The 24,684-nt window shown below is 46.9% G+C and carries 22 protein-coding genes and 1 tRNA gene; 8 read left to right on the top strand and 15 right to left on the bottom strand.

Translation table 11 applies throughout. The annotated features are described in order from the left end of the window. Positions 1 to 30: 30 nt before the first annotated feature. The gene (locus IPP66_11835; protein MBK9925965.1) at positions 31 to 1,227 is read right to left on the bottom strand and encodes a glycosyltransferase family 2 protein; all 1,197 of its coding nucleotides are present in this window, start codon (positions 1,225 to 1,227) and stop codon (positions 31 to 33) included. Beyond that, positions 1,224 to 1,970 (bottom strand): acyltransferase, encoded by a 747-nt coding sequence (locus IPP66_11830; GenBank protein ID MBK9925964.1) that lies wholly within the window; start codon positions 1,968 to 1,970, stop codon positions 1,224 to 1,226. The genes IPP66_11835 and IPP66_11830 overlap by 4 nt, the downstream gene beginning before the upstream one ends. A 175-nt stretch (positions 1,971 to 2,145) precedes the next feature. Between IPP66_11830 and IPP66_11825 the strand changes: the two genes are divergently transcribed. Then, entirely contained in the window at positions 2,146 to 2,706 is a 561-nt protein-coding gene (locus tag IPP66_11825; protein ID MBK9925963.1) for an HAD family hydrolase, read from the top strand. A gap of 4 nt (positions 2,707 to 2,710) precedes the next feature. Here IPP66_11825 and IPP66_11820 read toward each other — a convergent pair whose 3' ends face one another. The 5 genes from IPP66_11820 to IPP66_11800 all read right to left on the bottom strand — a co-directional run bounded on the left by IPP66_11820 (position 2,711) and on the right by IPP66_11800 (position 6,891). Continuing rightward, positions 2,711 to 3,325, bottom strand: coding sequence for an SIS domain-containing protein (locus tag IPP66_11820; GenBank protein MBK9925962.1), 615 nt, complete (start codon positions 3,323 to 3,325; stop codon positions 2,711 to 2,713). Between the two features lie 25 nt (positions 3,326 to 3,350). Next, entirely contained in the window at positions 3,351 to 4,331 is a 981-nt protein-coding gene (locus IPP66_11815) for a GHMP kinase (protein ID MBK9925961.1), read from the bottom strand. A gap of 108 nt (positions 4,332 to 4,439) precedes the next feature. Then, a complete protein-coding gene (locus IPP66_11810; GenBank protein MBK9925960.1) occupies positions 4,440 to 5,948 on the bottom strand; it encodes a sugar transferase in 1,509 nt (502 codons plus the stop codon). 172 nt (positions 5,949 to 6,120) lie between these two features. After that, positions 6,121 to 6,630, bottom strand: coding sequence for a hypothetical protein (locus IPP66_11805; GenBank protein ID MBK9925959.1), 510 nt, complete (start codon positions 6,628 to 6,630; stop codon positions 6,121 to 6,123). A gap of 189 nt (positions 6,631 to 6,819) precedes the next feature. After that, positions 6,820 to 6,891 (bottom strand) — tRNA-Lys (locus IPP66_11800). A gap of 149 nt (positions 6,892 to 7,040) precedes the next feature. Here IPP66_11800 and IPP66_11795 point away from each other — a divergent pair. The 4 genes from IPP66_11795 (at position 7,041) to IPP66_11780 (ending at position 12,708) form a co-directional block, all read left to right on the top strand. After that, positions 7,041 to 8,348 (top strand): DUF389 domain-containing protein, encoded by a 1,308-nt coding sequence (locus tag IPP66_11795; protein ID MBK9925958.1) that lies wholly within the window; start codon positions 7,041 to 7,043, stop codon positions 8,346 to 8,348. Between the two features lie 72 nt (positions 8,349 to 8,420). Then, a complete protein-coding gene (locus IPP66_11790) occupies positions 8,421 to 9,881 on the top strand; it encodes a phosphoglucomutase/phosphomannomutase family protein (GenBank protein ID MBK9925957.1) in 1,461 nt (486 codons plus the stop codon). 16 nt (positions 9,882 to 9,897) lie between these two features. Then, positions 9,898 to 11,013 (top strand): hypothetical protein, encoded by a 1,116-nt coding sequence (locus IPP66_11785; GenBank protein MBK9925956.1) that lies wholly within the window; start codon positions 9,898 to 9,900, stop codon positions 11,011 to 11,013. A gap of 45 nt (positions 11,014 to 11,058) precedes the next feature. Next, positions 11,059 to 12,708 (top strand): hypothetical protein, encoded by a 1,650-nt coding sequence (locus IPP66_11780; protein MBK9925955.1) that lies wholly within the window; start codon positions 11,059 to 11,061, stop codon positions 12,706 to 12,708. Between the two features lie 52 nt (positions 12,709 to 12,760). On the opposite strand, the gene IPP66_11775 is transcribed toward IPP66_11780, so the two are convergent. The 8 genes from IPP66_11775 to IPP66_11740 all read right to left on the bottom strand — a co-directional run bounded on the left by IPP66_11775 (position 12,761) and on the right by IPP66_11740 (position 22,023). Then, positions 12,761 to 13,306, bottom strand: coding sequence for a hypothetical protein (locus tag IPP66_11775; GenBank protein ID MBK9925954.1), 546 nt, complete (start codon positions 13,304 to 13,306; stop codon positions 12,761 to 12,763). A gap of 35 nt (positions 13,307 to 13,341) precedes the next feature. Next, positions 13,342 to 14,397 (bottom strand): hypothetical protein, encoded by a 1,056-nt coding sequence (locus IPP66_11770; protein ID MBK9925953.1) that lies wholly within the window; start codon positions 14,395 to 14,397, stop codon positions 13,342 to 13,344. Continuing rightward, the gene (locus tag IPP66_11765; GenBank protein ID MBK9925952.1) at positions 14,398 to 16,149 is read right to left on the bottom strand and encodes a glutamate mutase L; all 1,752 of its coding nucleotides are present in this window, start codon (positions 16,147 to 16,149) and stop codon (positions 14,398 to 14,400) included. A 3-nt stretch (positions 16,150 to 16,152) separates the two neighbouring features. Next, positions 16,153 to 16,863, bottom strand: a complete 711-nt coding sequence (locus IPP66_11760; protein MBK9925951.1) for a hypothetical protein — start codon at positions 16,861 to 16,863, stop codon at positions 16,153 to 16,155. Between the two features lie 6 nt (positions 16,864 to 16,869). Beyond that, on the bottom strand, positions 16,870 to 20,331 hold the full coding sequence (locus IPP66_11755; GenBank protein MBK9925950.1) for a hypothetical protein: 3,462 nt from the start codon (positions 20,329 to 20,331) through the stop codon (positions 16,870 to 16,872). A 101-nt stretch (positions 20,332 to 20,432) separates the two neighbouring features. Continuing rightward, the gene (locus IPP66_11750) at positions 20,433 to 21,053 is read right to left on the bottom strand and encodes a hypothetical protein (GenBank protein MBK9925949.1); all 621 of its coding nucleotides are present in this window, start codon (positions 21,051 to 21,053) and stop codon (positions 20,433 to 20,435) included. After that, positions 21,053 to 21,787 carry a hypothetical protein gene (locus IPP66_11745; protein ID MBK9925948.1) on the bottom strand — a complete coding sequence of 245 codons (735 nt, stop codon included), beginning with the start codon at positions 21,785 to 21,787 and terminating at the stop codon, positions 21,053 to 21,055. Before IPP66_11745 ends, IPP66_11750 begins: the two co-directional genes overlap by 1 nt. Further along, entirely contained in the window at positions 21,787 to 22,023 is a 237-nt protein-coding gene (locus IPP66_11740; GenBank protein ID MBK9925947.1) for a hypothetical protein, read from the bottom strand. The genes IPP66_11745 and IPP66_11740 overlap by 1 nt, the downstream gene beginning before the upstream one ends. 163 nt (positions 22,024 to 22,186) lie before the next feature. Between IPP66_11740 and IPP66_11735 the strand changes: the two genes are divergently transcribed. The 3 genes from IPP66_11735 to IPP66_11725 are packed head-to-tail and all read left to right on the top strand — an operon-like array spanning position 22,187 to position 24,635. After that, positions 22,187 to 22,582 (top strand): cobalamin B12-binding domain-containing protein, encoded by a 396-nt coding sequence (locus IPP66_11735; GenBank protein ID MBK9925946.1) that lies wholly within the window; start codon positions 22,187 to 22,189, stop codon positions 22,580 to 22,582. Between the two features lie 46 nt (positions 22,583 to 22,628). Then, the gene (gene meaB, locus IPP66_11730) at positions 22,629 to 23,627 is read left to right on the top strand and encodes a methylmalonyl Co-A mutase-associated GTPase MeaB (GenBank protein ID MBK9925945.1); all 999 of its coding nucleotides are present in this window, start codon (positions 22,629 to 22,631) and stop codon (positions 23,625 to 23,627) included. Positions 23,628 to 23,672: 45 nt separating this feature from the next. Continuing rightward, positions 23,673 to 24,635: a ribose-phosphate diphosphokinase gene (locus IPP66_11725; protein MBK9925944.1), complete on the top strand. Its 963-nt coding sequence runs from the start codon at positions 23,673 to 23,675 to the stop codon at positions 24,633 to 24,635. Positions 24,636 to 24,684: the final 49 nt, after the last annotated feature.

The following is a 24,684-nucleotide window of genomic DNA, read 5'->3' as shown; positions in this document are numbered from 1 at the left end:
ATAACCTATGAACAAACTTACCAATAACTTTTATTCAACGCCAAGATCATGCTTTGTGAGCACATCTCTTTGATTCAACTCTTCAAGTATCCTTATGAGTAGCCAATAAACAAAAAGCTGGATACCTGCCAGAAAAAGCATAGCACTGCCCAACAAATAGAACCACAGACGGTCAATTTGCCAACCGTTTATACCAAGCGCCAATGCAACTATGGCAATTATCATACCAATAAGCACAGATAAACCGCCCATCCAACCAAACTGTTGATCTAGAGGCGTTTTGAAGATAGGCTTTCCAAATAATCCTTGTCGTATTGGTTTATTATAGAATAATGATACAAGGTAGTTAAATGTAACACCTAATGCGAAGATATTAATTCCCGCAATGGATGAAACCAAAGCTGTAAACAGAGCGAGGACGCCCCATGGGCCAAGCGTGGTAACACCATTTAACCTTGCGATCAATAATCCGATAAATACGAGACCAGCAAGGCCAATGCCGCCCAAACCCACTAAACCCAAGATACGAACCGGGTTATAGGACATGGCTGTCCATACCATACTTTGGAGGAACACCTGTCCATCACGGATCACACTCAACTTAGAACGGCCCACACGCTCACTGTAAGGTATTGGAACTTCAACAACTTTGATCCCCTCGTGTAGGGCACGTGTACTCATGACAGGAGTTAGGTTCAATCCATCCGGTAAAGGATATATCTGTTCAAGAATTTCACGCTTGAAAACACGCATCCCGCTGGCGCTATCGGTAACTTTTTGGCGGCCCAAAATAGACAACAAATTGGCAAAGAAGAAATTACCAATTCGCCTGGTTAATGGCATTTTGCTGTCCTCACCCGCCATACGTGAACCAATCACGAGTTCAGAACCACCCAAAGCTGATTGGCATAATTGCGGAAAATATTCTGGCGGATACGTACCATCCGCATCCAGAAACCCGATCAATTCGCCGCTAGCTTTGGAAAAACCGGTCTTCAATGCCGCGCCATATCCCTTATTTTTAGGGTGGCGGATCAATGTGACCCCACGAATACTCTCCGCAACTTCAGCTGTGCGATCCTTTGAACCGTCGTCCACAACAAGTAATTCCATACGTTCCACGCCAACCTTTTGCAAGGAAGGCTCAACAGCAAGCACTCTTTCTGCAATTTCCCGTATCCCATTTTCTTCATTATAGGCAGGGATAACAATAGACAATATCGTCATAAAACTCCATCCTTTGTTGTTTGATAAATTTTTCTTTCAGACTTGATCATATTTCCATCAATATTTTTTATTAACTTTGCTGGGACACCACCGACAACCACATGAGGAGGGACATCCTTTGTTACAACTGCGCCAGCCGCCACAACAGCCCCCTTCCCCACTCGTACTCCATCGGTAATAACTGCCCCGGCGCCCAACCAAACATCGTCTTCAATAACAATTCCTTCGGCTGTAATCCCCTGGTCAACAAAAGGACGGTTGGGGTCATCGAACACATGATTTACTGCAATAATCTGTGTGAACGGTGATGTATATACACGGTCGCCAATTTCAACGCCGCCTTGCCCACGAATTACAGAATATTCACCGATCAAACTATCGCGTCCAATTTTGATTCGGGAATGCGGCATATCGCGAAAATTGTACACGTGCAGAATTGCTCCATGCATAACAATTGTATTATCACCGATCTCAATCCCTTGCGGACATGCATGAAGATAGGTGCCTTCATCAATATAGACGCCATGACCAAGTTTGATAAAGTTTGCAAACCGAATGCGGACACGGCTCTCAATAGCGGCGACACCATCCATTTTCATAATAAGGCGATAGAACAATCCACGCAGCCCAACACCAATGATCGTTGGAACCCAACCGAACAGAAAAAGAACGGTCTGTTCGTAGAAATATCTGGGAATAGAGGATGCCTGACGTTGCAGGTATAAACGAAGTTTGTCAATCATAAAGCTTTACCACAGGCATGCTCCGCCATTTCGACATCCTGTTAGATGAATGCCGATTTTCTTATACAGTATCAGGTTTCAGTGTATTACCAATCAATTTAACGGGACCAGACAATCGTGAGTAATGAAGCGATGCGTCTCGTTATTTGATAAAGCTGGATAGTATAATTACTTCATGTTTCCAGCTATTTTTCTCGATCGCGATGGTGTCATCATTGAAAACCGTTCTGATTACGTCAGGGATTGGTCTCATGTCAGTATTTTTCCTGAAGCAATCCGCGCACTTTCAAATTCGAACATAAAAAACTACAAGATCGTGATCGTAACCAACCAGTCTGCTGTGGGACGAGGTATCATCTCACTCGGAATCGCAGAAGACATCAATAATCATCTCGTCAATTCAATTCGCGATCAAAACGGCAGAGTGGACGGGGCTTATATTTGTCCACATGGACCAGCGAATGACTGCGATTGCCGTAAACCCAAGCCTGGGCTTTTACTACAAGCCGCAAAAGAATTATCACTAGACTTGCGGAGCTCCTGGATGATCGGAGATGCCTGGAGTGATATTCAGGCGGGGCAATCAGCAGGCGTTCGAGGAACAATTATTGTAAAAACTGGTCGTGGTTCTGAACAATTATTATTACCACGACCAATAAACGTAACAGACTATCTAGTATGCAACGATCTTTCACAAGCCATGAATACGATCATTGCCCATGATCATGGCTTGTGATCACTTAAGCGCCCAAAGCATTTACAGGGAGTTTTGCATTAGCACTTGAATTTTCAACACCAATAAAGGGTTGGTCTTTAATAGTTCTCACAATCATGTGTTCCAGCATTAAATGAATATCCTCAACATGTTCAATGATATTGCTTTTCACGTGAATATGGATATTTACCATTTGTCCCAAACGGCCACCGTCGAATCCCGTGAAACCAATCGTTGTGGCGTTGTATTTTTGTGCTTCTTCCACAGCATTTACAACATTTCGCGAGTTACCACTGGCTGAAATGGCAATAACAATATCATTGGGTCTGATCAGATTGATCAATTGCTGAGAGAAGACATTCTCGTATCCTTCGTCATTGGCGTAGGCAGAAAATATTTCCATGTTATCAGCAAGCCCAATTACACGAAAATGCGGAAGTCCTTCATAACGTGTGTTCTTTGCCAAGTCACAAACAAAGTGCGACGATGTAGATGCCGAACCGCCATTTCCCATAATGAATACCTGATTACCTTGTATGCGTGCGCGTTGTAACACGTTGACTACATCAGCAATCAATGAAATAGGGAGTTCATCTATAGTGCTCTGAAGTGTTGATATATAGTTTTTTATTTGTTCCATTACAACCTACTTTTTATAATTCTCGCTACGAACGACGATAGTTGAAGATTATCTTGGTGCCATCGGTTTCCAGTCTAAAGGGAAGTTCCTGTAAACCAGATAGCGCGGCCCGAACCTTATTTTGACGCTCATATGGCACATACAATAGTAGGAAACCTCCGCCGCCAGCTCCGGCGATCTTACCGCCGACAGCCCCAGCATTTCTTGCCGCCTCATACATGTCATTGATACTGGAGTTACTGATCGTACCTGCCAGTCGCTTCTTTAATTCCCACGATTGATGCATCAACTCGCCCAAAGCATCAAAGTTCTCGGTCTCGACATAAGACCGGGCTTGGTATGCCATTTGTTTGATCTCACGCAACTCACTTAAGCGGTCCCTAATATTACTTTTTTGTTCCGTGAGGATCGAAGAAGAACTACGACTAACACCAGTAAAAAACAACAAGAAGTTATCGTTCAACGCCCGTCGAGCATCAACAGAAATATGGATCTTTTCCGTTTTAACTTCGCCATCAGGCATAAACTCAAAGAAACGCAACCCACCATATGCGGCAATATACTGATCTTGTATGCCTATGGGTTTCTTCAATGTGTCAATTTCCAGAGCACATGCTTCTCGAGCAAGTCTCTCTGCTGAGGCTATCTCGCCTTGATAAGAATACATGGCATTTAATGCACCAACTGCCACAGTGCTGGAAGATCCTAAACCTGAGCCTTCAGATGGAATATCACCCATTGTGGTAATTTCCACGCCACTGGTAATGCCAGTAACGCGAAGGGCCTCACGAATCAGTTCATGTTGAATCTGATCGATATTATCAACCATTTCCGTTCGGGTATACCCAATACGAAGCTTGTCATCAAAACGCTCTTTGATGGTCAAGAAGATAAACTTATCAATGGCAGAACTTAAGACACATCCCCCCTCTTCCATGAAATAGGATGGGAAGTCTGTGCCTCCGCCAAAGAAACTGATACGAAGTGGAGTTTGAACGATAATCAAAAGACCTTCTTTAATACTTTAAAATAAGACATCTTATTAGATATGAACCACTGGAACCGGCTTCACCGGTTCCAAAAATTTCTGTATTTTCTACAATATCGATTACTACTAATATGCCCCGCGGCTCTTGAGGACTGCCGGGATCGTTTGAAACAGGATTTGAAGGTCAAGCCAGATGCTCCAGTTGCGGATGTAATACATATCGAGGCGCACACGCTCTTCATAAGATACATCAGAACGTCCACTTACCTGCCACACACCGGTAAGACCAGGAAGAACCGTCAACAAATTCATGTCAAATTGCTTGTACATAGCCACTTCAGCGGGCGAGATCATTCTAGGCCCCACCAAAGACATTTCACGTTTTATAACATTGAATAACTGCGGAAGCTCATCGAGGCTGAACTTTCGAAGGAATGCACCAATTTTCGTAATGCGTGGATCATTCTTTAATTTATGAGTCCTTGCAAGCTCTTCCTTCAACTCTGGGTGCTGTTCCAAAACTTCATCACCATTGACAACCATAGTTCTAAATTTGTAAGCATGGAATTGTTTTCCATTCAATCCCATTACCAATCGCTTATGAATAGCTGGCCCTGGAGAACTCAACTTCACCAAAACAACAAAAACCAACAAAAACGGCGACAAAACAATCAAACTACCTATGGTTAAGACATAATCAAGGAGGAATTTCATCAGTGTATCAGAACCAGTCAAACGCACTTTGTTTACATAAACCAAAGGTACGTAAGCAAGCTCACTGACAGTTAAACCAGTGGTAAGAATTTCGTACAACCCTGAAGACATACGAATATTAACCTTGTCTGACACACCGTATTTTCGGAAAATTTCAAGGAGATAGTCACGAGTGGAAATGGCACTTGATGCCAAAATCACTTCACCAACATTATAACGCTCAATGATCTCACCCAATTGTTCAACGGTACCCAAAGAGACCAGATCATGGAACAAAGGGAAGGTCACCGGGGTTTTCTTATCCACAAAGCCAACCAGATGCAACCCAGAAGTTTCCCATTTCAACAACTGCTCAGCAAGCCAACGCCCCTCTTGATTGGCTCCAACGATCACGGCAGGGGTCAGGAAAAATCCATGTTTACGAAGAGCATATACCAATCTGCGCAAGCCAAAACGCGCACTAGCCACAAATAAAAATGTAAAAGCCCATGTCATCAATAACCAACCGCGAGCGATCACCAAATTGGGTCCGAGAAAGCCTGCGATAACGATCAACAAAAAGCCTACAGTCGCTGAACGGAAAACCTTTGAATACTCCTGAGTGCCACCTAACAAATTGTCTTTTGCATACAATCCATTAAGCCCAAAAATCACCAGCCAAAGGAATGGGATTGAATAAAGTAAGAACTGATATGTATTGAAAGATACAATGCCATTGGGGTCAAAGTATTGACTGAAAAGATCAAAGCGGAAATAATACGCCGCCCAAAATGCGAGGAATGTCATAATCGCATCCGACAGGATAAGCGCAGAAACAAACAAAAACCACTGCTGTGGACGGGAAACGATCGAATTGGCTTTCTTGATCTTTTTAGCAACAGCAATTAAAGGAAATTTTTCAAATTCAGAACGAATGCTCATGCCTACTACTCCCTCTGCAAATGCAGAGAACCGATCATAAAAAGAAAAAAGTTCTGTTTATTCCAAAGCATACCCATGACGCCTTTTAATTACAAAAGTTACAGAGACTACTCCATCATGGGATTTTCTGTAAACCACAACAATTTTGGAACTAAATGAATGGGAAATACTACTAACGCTTCACGCGCCTGATTTGCCTGCTGACTATTTCAACAGGCACCTGCCTACTCTGAAGCAGACTTAAGAGCACCCGCACCCGGTCCTGGCCCGATAACTGTGTATCAAAGACTGCTTCATACCCGGCAAATGGTCCCTCTTGAATTTCAACCAAATCGCCATGTTGAAAGTTACTGGTCTGTTCACGGAGTAAAGCTGCGTGCTGGTCGATCTGCCGTTTTATAGTAGCAATTAAAAGGTCCGGCACAGAGGCGGGTTCTCCGTCAAAACTGACAAGGCCTGATGCCCCCGGCATCCAACGCAAATCCGAGACGTTAACTGCGCTCAAATCTACATGTACAAATAGATAATTAGGGAAATACGGACGCACCTTTCGCGACCTTGGGTTAACAGGGTTTACGCGCAAAGCTGGATAAAAATATTCAACCCCATGTGCTTGAAGTTGTCCGGCGAGGAACTCTTCTTTATTTGGCTTACTACGAATCGCATACCAAGATAAGGTCATAAAAATTTCGTTTAAGGAAAAGGATTCTAAGTCTCAGAACGTACATGATAATTATATACTACCTATTAAAGTGTTTCGTGAGCCACTCATTAAGGGCTCATTTCATTGTTGTACTAATATCAGTGTTAAAACAAAAAAGCCTGATGCAACCCACTAAACTGTATCTTTAGCATCTGGCTTTCTATATTGTGACCGACCAGGGGCTCGAACCCTGAACCAAATGATTAAGAGTCATTTGCTCTACCATTGAGCTAGTCGGCCGTTCGTGCGGACGGTATTATACCCGATGAGAAATACCTGTCAATAACAGAGACAGGCCTCCGTTAAGGGCGAAACGGGGGAATATCCAAAAGATTACACTCCCCCACCAAGGCTTGGTTCCCTGTATAATTGCGCCCGAGATCACATCAATGGATTATTCAGACCCCACATCGCAACCCATACCAGAATCAACACAGGAATTTATCTCTGCGCGTGCAAGAAGGCGAAGAGCTTTGCGTCGCGCCTACTTCCCAACAGACGAGGAAGAACGTGCGGCATTATTTACACATCTTGCAAAACGCGCTTTCCCTTCCTATGAACTTTTTATTTTTGCACTCGTTGCCGGCGTCATTCTAGGACTGGGATATTTTCTAAACTCACAAGGCCTGCTCTTCTTTGGCATTCTTGTTGCTCCTCTCCTGACACCATGGATCGGAATCTCGCTCGCCATTGTTGCCGGTGCTGGGCGGTTATTTGTGCAAACCATTCTGGCGTTTATCGTCAGCTCCGTACTGATCTTCCTCAGTGGTATTCTTGCTGGTTTTGCAACCCGAGTTTTTCCTCAGCCACTTACATTCAATGAAGCTTTTCTACACAGCCGCCTATGGTGGCCCGACCTTTGTATACTTGCCATTGGCGCAGTCCTCATCACTCTTTCATTTGTTCGATCAGAACAGCGTCCATACCTCCCCAGCGCTTTAGTTGCTTATGAATTATTTCTTCCTTTATGTGCGGCTGGCTTTGGTCTCGGTAGCGGTGTAAGTGAATTATGGCCGCAAGGTGCTCTCGTTTTTCTTGTACATTTCGCCTGGGCCACATTATTCTGTATCTTCACATTATTTTTTCTCCGCTTTTATCCCACTTCCCTAAGTGGGTTTTCATTTACTGGACTCGCTCTCATCGTTCTGATTGCATGGCTAGCAATTACTACAGGAGCCGTGGATTGGATAAGAATACAGACGGGTCTTTCTACGCCGAAGCCTGATCCTACGCTTCAAACTACGCCTACCCTGCCTCTTGTTCCTACGATCACTCCTACGATCACACCTCAACCTGTTACAGCAGTCATTGGCGTCTCAACCCTAACCCCATCGCAGACGACAACGCCAAATCCACGTGCAACAAAAACTAGCCTTACACCCGCCAAGTCGCCCACATCAACTATTACTGCTGAGCCAACTCCCATCATTGCGCTTATCAAAGCGGCTGAAGGAGGCGGTGCTTTCATTCGTGAGAAACCAAGCGGAAAGGTCCTTGTTACACTCGGCAACGGCTCCACCGTAACCATCATCCCTAATGATTTACAGGAAGTCAACAGAGTGGTTTGGGTCCATGTGTTTGTGACTGTCAACGATACACGTGTTGACGGATGGATGATCCAATCTGTTCTGGTCACAGCCACCCCCATACCCAACTGGGAACCTTCCGCTACACCATCACCAACATCCACACAGTAATAAACAATAAGTCTTTCGATAACCTGTAGTATCGAAAGAACTGTTTTAAATAAAACTCATCAGAGGAATTTCATGCCCATACATTTTGGAACGGACGGCTGGCGTGCCGTTATCTCAGACACATTCACATTTGACAACCTGCGCATGGTTGCCCAAGCTATTGCAGATGCAGTAGCATCCGAGCATTGGGGAAAATCGGGAAATGGTGATCAAACTTCCGGTCATCAAAAGATTGTCATCGGTTTTGATACCCGATTCCTTTCTGATCGCTACGCCGGCGAGGTGGCTCGCGTCCTTGCAGCAAACGGTTTTACCGTTATGCTTGCTCAAGCCGATGCTCCCACTCCGGCAATCTCATATGCGGTTAAGCAACAAAATGCGGCAGCCGGTGTGATGATCACAGCATCACACAATGCGCCTCGCTACAACGGTGTCAAACTTAAAGGCGCATTCGGCGGCTCTGCCCTACCCGAACAATGTCGCCGTGTTGAAATATATATCAATGACAATGAAGAACAAGCACGCGGCCCCAACTTAATGGATTTCAGAAAAGCACGTGAAGCTGGGTTAATTCAAAAGTTCAATCCACTGCCAGCCTATTTTGACCATCTGCGGACATTGATCAACACAGACATAATCGCCGACAATCCTCAACGTTTCGTTGTTGATGCAATGTACGGCTCAGGGCGCGGCGTGATCAAATCCTTTTTGCAAGGAACTGGCTGTGAAATTGCTGAAATACGAGGAGAGATGAATCCCGGATTTGGCAGTGTGCACCCCGAACCCATCGCTAAAAACCTCGGCGCATTGGCATCTGCTGTCAGTTCAGGCATGGGCAATTTCGGCGTGGTAACGGATGGTGATGCAGACCGCATCGGTGCAATGGATGAACGCGGTACGTTTGTTGACCCACACAAGATCATGGCTTTATCTTTGAAATATCTTGTTGAAAAGCGCGGAATGACCGGCGCTGTGGTACGAACTGTTTCGACAACGCGCATGATAGATCGTCTCGCAAAACGGTATGGATTGCCTTTATACGAAACGCCCGTTGGCTTCAATCACATTGCTGACTACATGATGTCGGAAGATGTATTGATCGGCGGCGAAGAATCGGGCGGTATCTCATTCAAAGGACATATCCCCGAAGGAGACGGCCCGATTATGGGGCTACTTCTTGTAGAAATGATCGCAGAATCAGGCAAGACCCTTCAAGGTATGATCGAAGAATTGCTCAATGATGTTGGCCCTGCTTATTATGAGCGTACCGACTTGCGCTTGAGTCGCCCGGTCGCCAAAGCTGAGATGACAAACATCTTGACGAAGCAGGCTCCAGCTGAGATCGGAGGCGAGAAAGTTACCGAGATCAGTCAACGTGATGGGGTCAAATACATCATGGCTGATGATTCATGGTTATTGATCCGTCCGTCCGGCACAGAACCCGTCCTACGCGTATATGCGGAGGGAAGAACACAAGAAATGGTCAAGGCGTTGCTAGGGTACGGCGAACAGGTTGCAAAAAGTACGGTATAACGAATATTCCAAAACAATGTTGCCTTCCACATTATTGGATGTCTTTTACGAAAAAATACTGGGCTTTGGAAAGAGTAAATTTTGGTTTCTCTTTCCAAGTCTGGTATTCCTGTTCGTAGTTCTCATTAATGGCGTTGGGATTGTCCTAGAGGCGCCCTATCAGCGGTTATCAGAAAATCCCTTTATTACAAGAACAGATATACATTTCAACAATTATTGGCAGGAAAATCCTCTTCTGCCAATAATTGCGTTTTATTTACGCCAAACGTCTTCATTGACATTTAATATCTTATGCTTTGTTATCATTTTTGGAGCATATGCTTTATTTACGGGATTAACAGCTCGTCACTGGGGTTCAACACAATCACTGATCTTTTCTACACTTCTTATTACGAGTCCATTAACCACAATATTTCTATGCTGGCTTGGCACGCCTGACGGGCTAACAGTGCTTTTAACTATTCCATTTCTGTTCTTGCGTTCAAGTCCACTCGCATTTTGTCTTGCCTTTCTAGGCATGGTAAATCACCCCACATTTGCAATTGCTATTATTGAAATCCTAACATTAAGGGCATTAAGACATAGCGGCATTGGGACAAAACACTTTATTGCGACAGCAATAGGGATCATTCTAGGCTATGGGTTTATAAAGTTCTTCCTCGAAATCAACGCAATCGATATATTTTCCCGTTTCGATTTTATGCAATTAAAAAGCCTGGATGAATGGGTAAAAATGAACATCCGTAACCTACCCATGTCCCTACTTTCATTATTCAGTATCCATTGGTTAATTTTTGCAACCTGCATGGTAATGTTTTTCAAAAGAAACAAAAGGTTTTACTCTCTGGCGTTGCTAATGTTAGTGGTGAATTACGGAATCGTGTTTTTCACTCTTGATACTACAAGGGTGTTTATCCTAATCTCTTGGGGCATCCTGTTTGAGTGTATATTCTACTCATACGAACTAACTGCTGACAACGAGAATCAAATGATCGCGCGGAAACAATTCTTGCAGGCATTGATCCTTATTGGCGTCATCTCTTTTGTAACACCACGTTACTTTTCATGGGCAGGAGAGATCCACACAACGCCTTTTTACGAATTCATCAGGCATCTCACTCGCTTACTATGATTATGACCAGTAATATTTTTTCTCAAACTCTTATGGGGGATAACGATGAATGGGCATAAAAAGAAAATTGTCCTTAGCATAATAGTTCTTTGTGTACTTACACTACTGATTGATAGATTTTACTGGTCTGAAATCTCACAATGGAGGGAAGATCAGGCGACGAATCTCTGGCTCGGGTACACAACCGATATTTGGAATATGCCAGTCGGGTTGATGAGTTCAAAAGTTATACCTAATCCCAATGGAATGCTCCTTCTGGGAATCGTGCTCAGCGTTCTGCCAAATCTTCTGTCTGTTAGCTTTATTCTTGGGATCATACAAATAACACTTCTCATACTTGTTGGATGGGAAGCATTTGGCAAACAGTGGCAATATTTCATACTGGCAATCATCCCCCTCCTTTCTTCTGTCATCTTGCGTTCAATTTCTGTCGAGTTCTGGAATCAATACATCATAACTCTCATAAATGTCTTTTTTATTTTCTGGGTTATAAGACACCTAAAAAACAAGTCCCTTTGGAACTTACCCCCGATTGTGGCCTTGATTATTTTGGCACCGTCCATTTACCATGCAGGGGTTGCCAATGCCGCTGTAATGGCTATTATAACCATCGGCGCTCTCATTTATACACGTCCTGTCGTAAAAGATGGCAAATTAATCCTGAGCGTGATTGCACTGGAAGTAGCAATTTCCTTATTTGTGACATGGTTGCCCTATTATCAGTCTGGCGGATTAGGTCCGGTAATAAAATATAACCAAACAAATTGGGAGCCATCCATGGCGCTTCAATTGTCTTTGAAGTCGCTCTTCCAGTTACCCATCTACACAACCGCTCAGTGGGCTGATAAATCTTTGTTTTCATCGGCTTTCAAACATGCCGACTCCAATATTATTTCACCAGTTAGCAATCTGCTTCTAGCATCAATTGGCAAAATATACATGGCGCAGGCGATTTTCAGTTTTCTAACATTTATCTACCTGATTATCATCAGATTTATTAATGTCAAAAATACGAAGGTAAATTCCTCTGCGGCTAGAGTGGTCATCACGTCAGGGATTTTCATCGTTCTGTCTTATACTTTATCAGCATTCTTCGGTGGGCCATCCTGGATGGACGGAAAACGCCTGGATCAAACAGCCCAATTCTTTCCCTTGTTTTTGCTAGTCATTTTTCTATTACCACATGTAATTACTACAAATGGACTGACATACAAACTAATTAATGGGGTTTCTTATTTTTTGGTGGGACTATTTTGCATAACAAACTTAGTGTGTGGCTTCCTTATCATCCGCGACCATCTCCAATATCGCGGCAATGTTTTGAGTGAAGCAGACGTACCGCTTATCGACAAAATGCAGGCGGTTGATTTCATTGCGAAAGATTGGAAAGAACACTCTGACTCAAACTTTATTCCCGTTGATTATGATCTCGGCGGTGGTAAATGGGATTGGATACCTACGTTTGGAGACAAATTGTCCCCTTGGTATCCTGCGCCAATGACGATCGGGAGGAGTTTCGATTATGAGCTACTACGTCGATATGGTTTAACAAATCAACAAGAAGGAATACAATTCAGAACGTTTGGCGGTGGAAAATATCTCGTTACGTATGTGTTCGAAGATCCCCCAACAGTTAAAAAGGGAAATATAACCCATTATATTTTCGGGCGGTTAAGAGTTAGTGTTGTGGAATAACAAACAGGCCCCAGAAAAATTTCTGGGGCCTGTCATTTTCTATATAGATCACTTATCTTGCCGGAGCCGTTCTCAACCTTCTTACGAGGAAGATCACAGCGACCAAAGCAACTACCATCGCAAACATGCCGGGGATGCCAACATCGTCAGCAAAACCAGTGTTCGGCAAAGCAGTGGATGTGGGAATGATCGTCTGTGTGGATGCGGCGATTTGTGTAAAGGCTGCGCCTACTGTAGCAGTGGCAGGATTCTGCGTCTCGGTAACCGTAGCTGACGCTTCAGCGATAACAGGTGTATTGGTAGGAAGAACCGTAGCAGTTGGTTGCACAGCTTGTGTTTGCGCTTGAGCGACCGCGGTTTGTGTCAACGCCGCTTGAACAGTCATCTCATAGATCGTAGCTTGTGCTTGTGCCGTGGCAGTGTTTGTCTGGTTGGAGTTGTAATTGAAGAATACATAAGCAACTACACAAAGGAGGACAACTAAAATTAACCCTCCCAACCCGCCAGCCACGATCAGGAACGTACGATTATTTGATTCCTCGGGGGCATCAGCTTCTTCATCATAAGTATCAAGGTCATCATAATTATCCATCGACATATTGCACTCTCCTCTTCGTGAATTGCTTTAATGTATTATCCCACAACTTCAAGATTTACCAAAGGCACAAGCACGCTTGCACCATTTTCAAGCTTTACTTCTGCGGCAAGCGCACGCAGACCGCTATCTAATTTCATTAAACCTGCGGGCAGGCTTGCGATCGAACCGATCATGCCCACATGCGGTGCACGACGCATACGCACCTGTCGCCCCACAGAGAACATTTCGTAATCATTCGGTTCATCTGGTTCGCCAGGCACATTCAATGGAATGATCGCTTCAGGGCGGCCATTTGTGTAGCGGTCAGAAAATTCCGCGTTCACAGTAACTTCACGCTTTGCATTCGTGGTGAGCAACTTATACGCCACTGAGTTCATTGGCATGGCGCCCAACCCATCCAAAACAAGGATCGGGTAACGCATCTGCATGGCAGGCTGTAACAATGCTGGGTTCAGGCTTGAAAGAATCAAACCTCGGACCGGCATTTCACCCGCCACCTTCAAAGTTTCCAAGTCACGTACATGCCCGCCAAGGATCACGGAACCACGCATACTAACATCTAGGCGATCAGCAGTAAGTACTTCATCGGGCTTTTCTAACAAGCTGGCCATCACGCCACTCTCTACACGTCCATTGCCCCACACACCCTGAATCAAAGCTCCGGTAGTACGGATCAAAGCTCCACGGTCCGGAATGACACGTATAACAGTGCCAGAAAGACCGGCTTTCAACTCAATCCGCGCGTCCCCAACTTCCATGAGAACCTGTCCACCACCGGCAACCATCACACGCCCGGCACGAGGCGCCTTGACTGTACGAGGGATGATCCCCCCAGCCTCCGCCACAATGGCGCTCTCCGCAAGACGATCACCTTCTTTGACCTTGATCAGCTTATCAGCGGCTTTTGTAGTAACACCAAAGGTTCGCGCCACATCGAGCAACACGTGTTCGCGAGCAAATCTCGCTTCAGCGATCACATCCGTCGGACTGACCTTCTGATTAACATTGACATTGACCTTACCCGCCATCGGCAAGACACGCTCACGCACAATGGAGGTTAGAGGCAGAATATGCAGAACAGGCGCTAACATTTAACCTCCCACCGTATAGTGCCATTTTTTGATCAACTCACGCCTGCGCACCGGATCGGATGGGAATTGCAGCGGACGTCCACGTGCATCGATGACTACACCCATCGCGCCACCTGTCACGGTGACAGTTCCGCTTCTTCCCGGACCCAAACCTGCATCGGCCCTCTGAAGCGGTTGCAAGCTGAGACGTGCACTCTGCCCACTCGGCAACGGGAGTATTTCTAATCCGCCAAACTTCACATCAGCACGGACATCTGTGCCATCACTATACGTTAATTTTGCACGCAGAATTTGGTCACCATAATTAGCAGAAGCAACAACGGAAACCACTGTTCCTAAACCAATGAAAGCGCCAGAATCAATGACCTGCACTGGCAGATAGTTATTACGAGCCGCTGCAACTCCAAGTAAGGGCAATAAATTATTTTGATCGATCAATATCGGAAGAATACCAACTGGCTGTACAGCATCCAACAACATCAACAAGCCTTGTCCCAGCGAAAGGCCATCACCCACTGCACCGCCACCTGCAATGATCAAATCCAACGGAGGCATGACATCTTTCGGAGCATACGGGTTTCCTGGGAAATCCTTTTGAGCCGAGCGGACCGCAAGGAACATTGCCTGTCGTGAGATCGCCTGGGCAATTGCGTAATCGTCAGTAGTGGCAGGAAGAGTAGCGGGATATAACGACTTTTGATACAAATATTCTCGCAGTGTGTTTGGAGCAATGTCTAACGGAAGCCAGCGCATAATGCTTTCAACATCTGTATACTGCAACAGCCCGGAAAGACTCTCTCCCAGACCGAATTCTGGATATGTTTTCAAGATCGTCTTATCGGCAAAACCCACCGCTACAGAGGTCGCGGAAGCGCCGATGTTTACGCTCAATAAACCACGTGTCGATTCATACAAGCGGCTCAAATAACGGATCATGCGTCCCTGCGCATACGTGGTCGGCAGGATGTTTCCACCTGCCCATGTGTTCAGTTCTTCCAAACCCTTTAAGTGTCGTTGGCGAAGATTTACAACCAAGGAAGCCAACTCGGCGCTCGCAGGGCCAAGGTCTTCCACATCAAGCGAAGGGCGAATGTTATGACTGATTTTCAATTGTCCAGCATACGAGCCTAATAGTTCCTGAACATCCGCTTCGAGTTTTTCATTCCCTGCATAAAGCACCATCGGGCGCTTATCTGCAGGCATCAAATAACAAGCCAAACCAACAGATTCCAATATCTTGAGCATTGAGCGCGAGGCGCCATCATTTGTTCCGCCAGCCAATATCACAAGGTCTGGGCGGGAACGAACAATGCCATCCAATTGCTGTTCGGGCTTGCGCTGATCAGAAAGATCAAGTGTATCGACAACACGAGTATATGTGGTCTCAGCAAGATGACGTGCGCTCTGTACAGACACATCGGAAAGCAATCCAACGATCACCGTTCGCATGGCAGGGCCAGCAGAGATAGTTGCAACGACCGCATCCACGCCCGAGCCATCGGCCTGAGAGGGTGCGATCAAGTTCCTATCTTTGCCCAACAATGTAACACCGGTGACGTTCTGCAAACTGGACACCGCTTCCCTTATGCCGATACCGATATCCATGAATGGCGCTTCGGCCGTGGAGGGAGCCTGACCCGATGCCACAAAACGATACTGTCCTTCAACTACATCAAACAATACAGCGCGCGTCACTGCCGCGCCGACTTCAATCGCTAGTATGGATTCGTTTTGAACCAGTGATGTTGGCATATGCTATAGACCCAATACTAACTTGATGAAATTAATCATGGAACTCAAACGTTCGATCATGGCAGTCAACGCCGCCATATAGACACCGGCGAATAACACGCCAAATGTAATCGCGATAAAGATACGGCCGAGCCATGCCATGAATTCAAGGATGGCATTCCGCTTGGCAGAACCATCTGCCGCACGCTTTGCCGTAAATTGGAAATAAGCCAATGTCAAGACAGTCCCCAACAACATAACAGTACCTTCAACAAGACCGGGAATTGCTTTCGGCAAGCCACCTAGGGCTTGGATATCAAACGCACCTGCCGAAGCTCGGACCTGGGGAATTAACGTTCCAACCACCGCCCCGCCGACAGCGGTCGCTGCACCCACACCGACCAACAGTGCCATCGCAAAACTTCCCATCCACGAAATACGCGGAAGAAGCTTTGCAAACAAAGAGAGCGATAAGACGAAAGGCACAATGATCATCAACGACGCCAATTGAAGTGGATCATTCAACAATGATGGTATGGGGTCAAGTAATTTCGGTTTCAAAACATATTGGACTACAACAGCAGCGGCATAACCAGATGCTACACCGATAAACAAATACACAGCGATACGGAACAACACGTTATCGCCAATGAGATAACTAAAAACCATCAAGGTAAGAAAAAGGCCGATTAATAAGGAGATGATTTCAGCGGAGGTTAGTGCAATAGTGAGCATAATTCGTTATCCTTGCTCCGCTTGCGCTCGTCGTTCACGGATGCCTACGAGAATGCTCCATACACTTCCCAGAACAATGGCAGTGATTGCCATGAACAAGCCGACGCCGAAGGCATCCCAATACCCTCGTGCAATCCCAGGGCGAGATGTGTTCACATATTCGTATTTTGCCGCATCATACAGTCCATTGATCACAATATCCACCTGACCAGAAGAAGCATACGGCTGAAGCATAGGGGCTGATTGCGCACTTGAAACCACAAACACAGGCTTTTCTGCAATGCTTGCATCCTTGCTCTTTGCTATTTCTAATTGCTCCACCCACACGCGGCCTGATTCGGCGTTATCAGTCATCAGGATGATGGCTTGGAACGCCGAGAACTTATCTATGCTCATAACAGGCATGGTTTTCGCAGGGTCTGTAATAAAGCCGAGTACACCTGCAGAGCCACCCGGCAAGAAACCGATATTGAAATATTGTGCGCCTAACTCATATTTCAAATTCAGATCTTTCGGTGTAGGTTTGATGATCGTATTGGAGACCAAACGATCTACCAAAGCTGAACCTGTTGGAGATGTAGCAATAAATGTAAAAGCGGAACGTCGCGCCAAGGCCAATTGGTTCAACAGCGGGCCGCCCGTCGCTTCCAACTCGCCAGCGAGTGAAGGCTCATAATCCATCACGACAAGCACTGATGAACTATCTGGAATGGTCGCAACAAGATCAGATAATTGATTGGCTGGAACGATGGGCATTGATTGTGAACCAAACCCAATAACCAAAGCCAATACGAGGATGAATATGGCAGAAAGAGCCCAACGCAACATACGCTGAGACGAAACGGCTGATGTTGATTTAAGTGTTTGAGCAGTGGTTTCACTTGCAAGGATACGTTCGAATAACGACGCTCCTGCCTGTTGCTCGTCAGTGACCTGTAACTTCAACGAAAAAGCTTTGGGACGCAACGCAGAGCCGATAGGAGCCGATGGGATCACGCCACTAAATCCTGCAAGTGGACCTTCGCGTTCAGTAATCTGATCCACAGTGCTGGGAATTGCACTATCAATGGACGAACCCACCGGGCGCATAGCTTGCACCCACGAAGGTAATTCCACAGGCGCAAGTGATGCATCGCCAGCGCTGGAGGATGAGTCAACTCCAGATTGAGATGCTTCAACATTTTCCGCTTCACGTGAAAGCCAATCGGGCATGTCAATGTTGAACAACGAATCGACATCAGCGGAGGACGGTGTGGATGAGCCGCCGAAAGATGGGGTAAAAGCCGGTTGAGGAGAAGCAGGCGCGGGTTGAGATGAAGCGGGCCGTTCGTCAAATGCTTTCGACGGTTTCTCCTGCTCGGAACGTCGTCCTACGGAAAGATCATCCAACGATGGCATGGACGGTTCTTCCTCGAGCGCACTCTTGAGCCAATCAGGATTGGCATCTTTGATATCGTTATCTTTGAAGAGTTCATTGAGGGGCGCGGTCTGGAAGGGCTTTGAAACACCTGATTCGACGGGCTGAGAATTTTCTTTTGGCTGTTCAAACGCAGGTGTAGATACACCACCAAGATTACTCAACCAATCGAGATCATCTTGCGAAGAAGTCACAGGTTGCGCGGGTTGCTCAAACGCAGGTGTAGATGTGCCACCAAGATTACTCAACCAATCAAGATCTTCTTGCGAAGCAGACGCAGGTTGCGCGGGTTGCTCAAACGCAGGTGTAGACGTACCACCAAGGTTGCTCAACCAATCAAGATCTTCTTGTGATGAAGAAGCAGGTTGCGCGGGTTGCTCGAACGAAGGTGTAGACGTACCGCCAAGGTTACTCAACCAGTCAAGGTCTTCTTGTGATGAAAGCGCAGGCTGTGCTGGTTGCTCAAACGCAGGTGTAGACGCACCGCCAAGGTTACTCAACCAATCAAGATCATCTTGCGATGAAGACGCAGGTTGCGCGGGTTGCTCGAACGAAGGTGTGGACGTACCGCCAAGGTTACTCAACCAGTCGAGATCTTCTTGTGATGAAGATGCTGGCTGGGCTGGTTGCTCAAACGCAGGCGTAGACGCACCGCCAAGGTTGCTCAACCAATCAAGGTCTTCTTGTGATGAAGACGCAGGTTGCGCGGGTTGCTCGAACGAAGGTGTAGACGTACCGCCAAGGTTACTCAACCAGTCGAGATCTTCTTGTGATGAAGATGCTGGCTGGGCTGGTTGCTCAAATGCGGGTGTAGATGTATCACCAAGGTTGCTCAACCAATCAAGGTCGCCCTGTGAGGAAGACGCGGGTTGAGCAGGTTCTTCAAATGAAGATGCGGGCGTACCACCGAGATTATTTAACCAACTTAAGTCTTCATCGGAACTCGCGGGCTTGGACTGTGCAGGCTGTTCAAATGAAGGCGTGGATGTGCCGCCAAGATTATTTAACCAACTTAAGTCTTCATCGGAACTCGCGGGCTTGGACTGTGCAGGCTGTTCAAATGAAGGTGTTGTGTCGCCCAGATTGTTTAACCAACTTAAGTCTTCACCTGAACTTGCGGGCTTGGACTGTACAGGTTCTTCAAATGAAGATGCGGGCGTACCACCAAGAGTATTCAACCAACTCAAGTCTTCATCTGAACTTGCGGGCTTGGATTGTGCGGGCTGTTCAAACGATGGCGCAGGCGTAGAAGCGCCGCCCAGATTGTTCAACCAACTCATATCGTCCCCAGCATTGGACGAGGACGGCTGTGCAGGTTGCTCAAACGATGGAACACTTATTCCACCAAGGTTATTCAACCAACTGAGGTCATCTCCATCTCCAGCAGAAGAAGGTGCAAAATCAAAACCTGCACTCGGCGAAGACGTTGAAGAACTATCCGGCTGTTTCGCTGAATTTTCCAAGTCATGGAGCCAACTAAGATCTTCAGGCTCCTTTTCTGCGGGCGTTTGGGCCGCATCATCAAACGACCCAAGGTTATTTATCCAACTATTATCGTCGGCCGCAGGAGAGACAAACGCCGACGATGTTGTTTCAGCAGGAGTTTGTGAGAGCCAGTCTGCCAACTCGTCTTTCGGCGCTGACGCAGGTTTTTCCATGCCATTCATCCATGCCGGCGTATCATCTTGCGCAGGTTCACTCACCGCAGGCTTTGAAGGTGGAGTCTCACTTTGTTTAAATTGAGCGAAGAAATCCGAAGGGCCATCTTCCTTTGCAGAGGATGACTTGGCTGGAGTCTTTTCAACAACTGGATTAATGCTAGCGAGCCAATCAGGGACTTCGTCATCGTCCGAATCAGCCTGTGAGATGAGGCCTGCTAAAAGATCAGGCGCCTCATTTCTCTGGACCTTCGGCTTGGTTTCTGATCGAAGAGTTGCATCTCCGCCCGTTTCTTCTTTGCTTTGCTGACGTGCATCCTTCAACCACGAGGGAAGGATTTCCTCCAACTCGCCTGTATCTTTTTTAGTGGGCTCGTCCCCAATATGGAACATGGAAGACTCAGCCTCAGGCCTCAAGGGCGTCTGGCAAAACTGACAGGAATCCAAAAAGTCTGGATTGTTATTTCCGCACTTGGGGCAACGGATATCAGACATTATTTACCCCCATACGGACGGTCAATTCCAAACAGAACACGCAAACCAGTGAGCAAAGTCCCTAATGCTACACCGATCAACAAACCGCGTGCGCCTCCGCGCGAGATCATGCCTACAAAACCAATAATGCTGTTCTGGATGAATTGAACATTTGGATCGAGAGAAAGCGGAGTCGGCATAATGGCAAGCAAGAACAAGACCAGAGTAATCAGAAAGATGACGCTCATCATATCCGTGCGACGGCGCAAAAGACGAATGCTCGCATAGACCAACGTCACAGCAAGGATCGCCAACAAGGACGCCTCAACAGGGATAATGATAGCTTCCACTGTGAACTTCATAATCGAGTTATCCAAACCAAGGATACTGCCATACAAAGCAGCGCCAAGAAGCGAAACAACCAGGAGCACACTATATCCCCAACCTTTTTGGCGTGTACTGATTTTTCCCCATTGCACCATAACAAGATTGAGCACCCCTACCAACACAGCCATACCGGCAATGATGATGGTCCAGTCTGTCACAAGTAAGCGAATGACATCGAAGACACCACCAAAGAAAATTCCTAAAAGAACCAACACACCGGCCGTAATAGCAATGACAGCAGTAATGACACGCATTAGAAGTTAATTCCTGCGAGTTTCAAGAGTACCCCACCAAATATGGCAAGGATGACCAGCCAGCGCAACACGTCCTGTGTTTGTAAGCTGGCATCGTGCGAGGCGCCCGCTCCCAAATAGGCACCAGCGGCAAACAACTCTTCACCGATCAATGGTTCCTGTGAAGAGACATATAAAACAGCTTGAGCAGAAGGATTGTCACTTGCGGCGATCAGGTCGGTATCTTCGCGATCTGCGGCTTCAGCCAACAAAGCAACCTCTGGCCCGAAATCGCCAATGACAACATTTGCAGAGACGTTCTCATCGCGGATGATGGGAATTGTCCCTGCGGCAAAGGCAAATGGGGTGAGACCAGTCAAACGTCCCGTAGTGAAGCGATATTGATCTTCCGCACCTGCCGCGTGGTAGCCAGCTTGTAGTGTGTCCTGTGAAAGAACTGCCAGCGAAGCATCCCCTGAGGAAACAATAGGTGGATGGTCGCTCAAAGATGTGCGTTCTGAAAGACGACGCAACATGGCAAGCCCAGCCAATGCCGAACCGCCACGAGGTGTGAAGAGGTTACCGCGTCCAATGGAGATGTGCAAACGTGTACCATCTTCAACAGCCTGCCCCACTACACGCTTGAGGCGTTCGTACGCTTCGATCTTTCGGAACACCGCCGGAGATTTGCGGCGCATGAATGTAAACGCCAATAAAAGCAAAACGGCAATAAGAAAAACAACAAGTGCGATCATTATGATCTCTCCCCACGCAGATAATTCACGAAGGCCTGTGTCTCTTCTTCATCTTCAAGCATGTGCGCGATGGCTTCGAGTTGTCCCCCACCTACGAACGGCTGGCTCATGTAGAGCGCTTGTGCGCCCAGCAACTTTAATGGGGAGCCTGCCTCCAAAAACCACGAAGCAAGCCCATCTAATTTGAAACGATGCAACGTCTCAACCCATTTTGACCAGTCGGTATGCAATGGCATATGCGAAGTATAGCATATTTTGAAGATGGCTTTACGCAACAAGGACGTATGGATATTTCAGTGTCGTTGCGATTGAAACGAGACATAACCGCACAGTATGCCTTCATTAAATGCACAAACCACGCATAGTATAATCACACCAGAATCCAATGACGGAGGCAGAATGACCGAGAAAAAGATACGTGTTCTCGTTGCAAAACCAGGGCTTGACGGACATGATCGAGGTGCAAAAGTTGTGGCACGCGCTTTGCGCGATGCCGGTATGGAAGTGATTTACACCGGCTTGCGTCAAACCCCTGAAATGATAGCCGAAGCCGCATTGCAAGAGGATGTAGATGTAGTAGGCTTGTCCATTCTCTCGGGTGCGCACATGGCGTTGGCACCACGCATTTTGGAACTGCTCAAAGCCAATGGGCAGGAAAGTGTGAAAGTTTTCATCGGAGGCATCGTCCCTGATGACGATATGCCCAAGTTGAAAGAAATGGGCGTTACAGGCATTTACGGTCCGGGGGCATCTACAGAGGACATCATCAAAGACATCCGTAATGTTGTGAAGTAAATTACGCAATGACTGAAAAGTGTTGCGTAATTTTATCCAGAGGAATATCTTGCTGACCCAACCTATTCTCGAGGGAAACCGTCTTTCATTGTCGCGCCTGTTAACTCAGGTGGAAAACGATTCTCCCGATGGGCAAACCGTGCTTGCACAGTTGTTTCCGCATACGGGCAAAGCGCATTTGATCGGTGTGACGGGCGCACCGGGCACCGGCAAGTCGTCTCTCGTCAGTCAACTCACGCTATTTTATAGAAAACAGCAAAATAAAAAAGTTGCGATCATCGCCGTGGACCCTTCGAGTCCGTTCACGGGTGGCGCGGTGTTGGGTGATCGTGTACGCATGCGCGACCTTTCGGGCGATGAGGGTGTCTTCATCCGTTCGATGGCTTCACGCGGATCGGTCGGCGGGTTGGCGCAAAAGACCGCGGCGTTCGTACAAGTCTTCGACGCGGCGGGTTATGAAATCATCATCATTGAAACTGTCGGCGCTGGGCAAAGCGAAGTGGATATCGCACGGCTCGCACATACAACGATCGTTGTCGAAGCACCGGGCATGGGCGATGATATTCAAGCCATCAAAGCGGGGATTTTGGAAATCGCGGACGTGCTCGTAGTGAACAAAGCTGATCGCCCCGGTGCGGACAATACAGAACGCGCGCTTCGTTCTACGCTTGAGCTTGCCCATCCAACGAAACGCATTTTTCGCCATCACGGACAGACTCTGACTCTCGATGCGCCTGAAGTTGATGCAACCCTGTGGATTCCTCCCATTTGCAAAACCATTTCAACAGATGGGACCGGCGTCCCTGAGTTGGTCGAGGCGATTGCAAAGCACGCAACACACCTCCATCAAAGTGGAGATTGGGCCGCTCGTGACAGAGCCAGGCTCAGGTCCGAGTTGGAGGCGATGTTACAGCATGAGTTGATGAGTCGCTTTTTAGAGAAGGTCAAGCAAGAGGCGTATGAAGAGATGATCGAGGAAGTCGTCCAAAGGAAATTTTCGCCGTATGAAGCGGCTCTTTCCCTGTTGAATGGGAAAACAAAATAAGTGACAAGGAGCGAAATGGAACAACACACGCATGATGAAATAAAAATGTATGGCGAGATCAAACTGTATGCAGGTTCAGGTTCACCGGAACTGGCGCAGAAGATCGCAGAGTATCTCGGCCAGACATTAAGCCCGCGTGAGGTGATCCAATTCCCTAACGAAAATATTTTCATCAAGCTGAACAGTAGCGCACGCGGACAGGATGTGTATGTGATCCAAACGACATCATCGCCAGTACACTACAATATTATGGAACTGTTGATCATGATCCAAACTGTGCGGTTGGACTCAGCCGCACGCATTACGGCAGTTGTCCCTTATCTTGCATACGGACGCTCGGACAAGAAAGATCAACCACGTGTGCCGATCACTGCGCGTTTGGTGGCGGATATGATCGAGAGCGCTGGCGCAGACCGCTACATGACATTCGATCCGCACGCTGGGCAGATACAGGGATTTTTCTCGGTGCCTGGCGATGTGTTGACCGCTTCGCACATGATCAGTAAATACATCAAAGAGAATTTATACAAACAAATGGTGCATCCTGTTGTCGTTGCTACAGATTTGGGCTTTGCCAAAAAGGGACGCAACTACGCGCTAGATATGGATGTGCCAATCGCCTTCATTGAAAAGCGTCGCCTTGGAAATGAAGCAAAAGCCGAAGCACTGACGTTGATCGGCGATATGAGTGACCGCGATGTGATCATTGTGGATGATGAAGTGGATACGGGCGGGTCCATTGCGCAGGCTGTGAATGTTGTGAAAAAGCATGGCGCACGGGATGTTTACCTCGCGTTCATCCACCCGATCTTCTCAGTCAACGCCGCTGAAAAACTGGCAGACCTGCCCATCAAACACATCATCACGACCGACACAGTACCGATCCCTGCCGAGAAGATGAAACAACTTGAGGGGCGTATCACGGTCCTTTCGGTTGCATCCATGCTGGGCGAAGTCATTCGACGCGCGCATGAAGGGCGGAGTGTTGGAGAGATGTTCAACGAATAGCAGTCAGCGGTTAGCTTTTAGCGTTTAGCCAGCTAAAAGTCAATCGCTA

This window comes from Candidatus Defluviilinea proxima (assembly GCA_016721115.1).
Taxonomy (GTDB): domain Bacteria; phylum Chloroflexota; class Anaerolineae; order Anaerolineales; family Villigracilaceae; genus Defluviilinea; species Defluviilinea proxima.
Note: the sequence above shows the minus strand (reverse complement) of the source record. Positions and strands in the feature narration are given on the sequence as shown.